At 36.4% G+C, this 2,273-nt stretch carries 3 protein-coding genes and 2 pseudogenes; 3 read left to right on the top strand and 2 right to left on the bottom strand.

Annotation, left to right across the window (positions count from 1 at the left end; all coding sequences use genetic code 11):
* Both F988_RS02700 and F988_RS02695 read right to left on the bottom strand, forming a co-directional pair.
* Positions 1 to 264: IS3 family transposase (locus F988_RS02700; RefSeq protein ID WP_004680914.1), on the bottom strand; the 264-nt coding region annotated here is incomplete at its 3' end.
* 74 nt (positions 265 to 338) lie between these two features.
* Positions 339 to 896: a hypothetical protein gene (locus F988_RS02695; protein WP_004680913.1), complete on the bottom strand. Its 558-nt coding sequence runs from the start codon at positions 894 to 896 to the stop codon at positions 339 to 341.
* Between the two features lie 7 nt (positions 897 to 903).
* On the opposite strand from F988_RS02695, the gene F988_RS02690 reads away from it, so the two are divergent.
* From F988_RS02690 to F988_RS02680, 3 genes and pseudogenes are all read left to right on the top strand, one after another.
* Positions 904 to 1,251 carry an IS630 transposase-related protein gene (locus F988_RS02690; protein ID WP_004676962.1) on the top strand — a complete coding sequence of 116 codons (348 nt, stop codon included), beginning with the start codon at positions 904 to 906 and terminating at the stop codon, positions 1,249 to 1,251.
* A 17-nt stretch (positions 1,252 to 1,268) separates the two neighbouring features.
* A pseudogene (locus F988_RS15670) lies at positions 1,269 to 1,742 on the top strand (IS630 family transposase); the annotation flags it as partial.
* A gap of 129 nt (positions 1,743 to 1,871) precedes the next feature.
* Positions 1,872 to 1,997 (top strand): annotated as a pseudogene (locus tag F988_RS02680) (transposase); the annotation flags it as partial.
* Between the last annotated feature and the right edge of the window lie 276 nt (positions 1,998 to 2,273).

The raw sequence follows: 2,273 nt of genomic DNA, 5'->3' as shown, positions 1-2,273 counted from the left end.
TTCTAAAAAATCAATTTGCAATGCCTGATGTCCTATCTTGGCATGTAGAGCTTTGAGGTCAATCTCAGGTTCTTGTTGTGCTGTTGGTCGTGAAAAAATATTGATTGATTGCTCAAGCAGTTGATTTTTCCAATCGATGATTTGGTTTTGATGTAAATCGAATTGAGTAGAAAGTTCAGCGAGTGTGTGGTCGCCTTTAATTGCTGCGAGAGCAACTTTAACTTTAAACTCTGCTGAATGATTACGACGTTTTCTTCGTGTCATGGTTGACTCCAAAAACAAGCATTTCCCATGCTTATTGGGGAGTAGATTATCACTTATAGACGTGGTCTAAAATCCTAGAACCACATCACAGCTTCGTGTTTTTTGTAAGCTTTGAGCAATGCATCAGAATTCATGGTTTGTAGTTGAGCTTCTGATTGAGTTGTTGAAAGGTTATTGCCCAGCGTACTTAATGTGCTTGCAGAACTGCTGCCTTTTTGCGCCATAATATTTCCAGCAATCGATAATAAACCACCGAGTGCTTTTGCGTTACCTCTACTTGCTGCTTCTTGTTGTGCCTGAGTTTGTAAATTGTCAAACTGTTCAGCTTGAGTTTGCAAGCTCTTGATTTCACGTTGTGCTGTGGCTGAAGATACTGCAAGTGCAGCGCAGTCCATCGCACCCAATTGCGCAACTGAATAAGGTGTTGTATCAACATAGGCTGTTGCTGGTGCAGCTTGTTGTTTTTGTGCTGTTGCCATATTGGCAGCCTGATTTAATGCCGCACCTGTATCACCACTTTGCACTGCTTGAGCAATTTTTAAGGCATTATCTAAAAAACCTGCTTGTGTTGTTAAAGATACAGATAAAAGTGCGACTGTGGCTATAGTCCGTACGTCAAAAAACCAATACAATACCGATATGAGTTATCCAATACATTTTAGAAAGAAAATATTAGCCAAGCTTGAAGAAGGTCAATCTATCCGAGCGGTTGCTCAACACTTCGAAATTGATAAAAATACAATTGTCGAATGGAAAAAGCGAATCGAAATAAAAAGAACTCGACCAAGAAAACCATCTAAAGTTGATGATGATGCCTTACGTGCAGATGTTGAGCAATATCCTGATGATTATCAATATGAACGCGCTGCTCGTTTTGGTTGTGGTACTTCTACAATTGGAGATGCGCTCAAGCGTCTAAATATCACAGTTAAAAAAAGACCTTACGGCACCCGAAAGCAAAAACAGAACTCAGAGAGCAGTATTTAAAAGATTTAAACCGATTAAGGTGTCAACACCCGATCATCTATCTTGATGAAAGTGGATTTAAATCTCATGAACATAGACCTCATGGTTATTCAAAACAGGGAACTCCTTGTTATGGAACATATAATTGGCAATTAAAAAATCAAACCAATGCAATAGGAGCAATCCATGAGGGTAAGTTATTTGCAGTTGGTTTATTTGATTGCAAAGTAAATTCGGATGTATTTCATTTTTGGGTAGATCAGTTTTTATTACCAGAATTACCCTCGAATAGTGTAATTGTCATGGACAATGCAGCTTTCCATAAACGACAAGATATACAAGATCTATTAACCCAACATGGGCATCAAATACTTTGGTTACCACCGTATAGTCCTGACCTTAATCCTATTGAAAAAATGTGGGCATGGGTGAAAGCAAAAAGGAAAAAATGGTTGGTTAACTCAATAGATAAGCTTTTTAGTCGTTTCTTTAACGAGTGTATGGGTAATTAAACGGTTTGACTATAAGCTTAAAGATAAGCGTTTCATTTTCCATTACCCCGTACAGATTAAAACAATTTTTATACATGAGTGTAGTTTAGTCATATAGTCAAATCATTATAAAACCAATACAATGGTGCAATGAGTTATTCAGAACATTTTAGACGTAAAATTTTAGCTAAGCTTGAGGAAGGTTATTCTATTCGAGCGGTAGCTGCACAATTTGAAATTAATAAAAATACCATTGTTGAATGGAAGAAACGTATATAGTCAAATCATTATAAAACCAATACAACTCAGTCGATGAGTTATTTCGAGTTTTTTTCGAATCCTGTATGAATAATAAAGTAGTTTGACTATAATTTCCTAAAATTGTCTAGCCCTGAAATTGGGGGGGAGTAAAATTAGTGCAAATATTTTAATAATATAAATTTGATCTCTGTACACGACAAATTGTACAGAACCCTTATCCTATCAGGCTTGTGCTTTCTTAAAATTGCCAAAATTTCCTTAAACTCTTCTTTTTTCCCAAAACCAATTAAA

This window comes from Acinetobacter parvus DSM 16617 = CIP 108168 (genome assembly GCF_000368025.1).
In the GTDB taxonomy this organism is placed as follows: Bacteria; Pseudomonadota; Gammaproteobacteria; order Pseudomonadales; family Moraxellaceae; genus Acinetobacter; species Acinetobacter parvus.
Note: the sequence above shows the minus strand (reverse complement) of the source record. Positions and strands in the feature narration are given on the sequence as shown.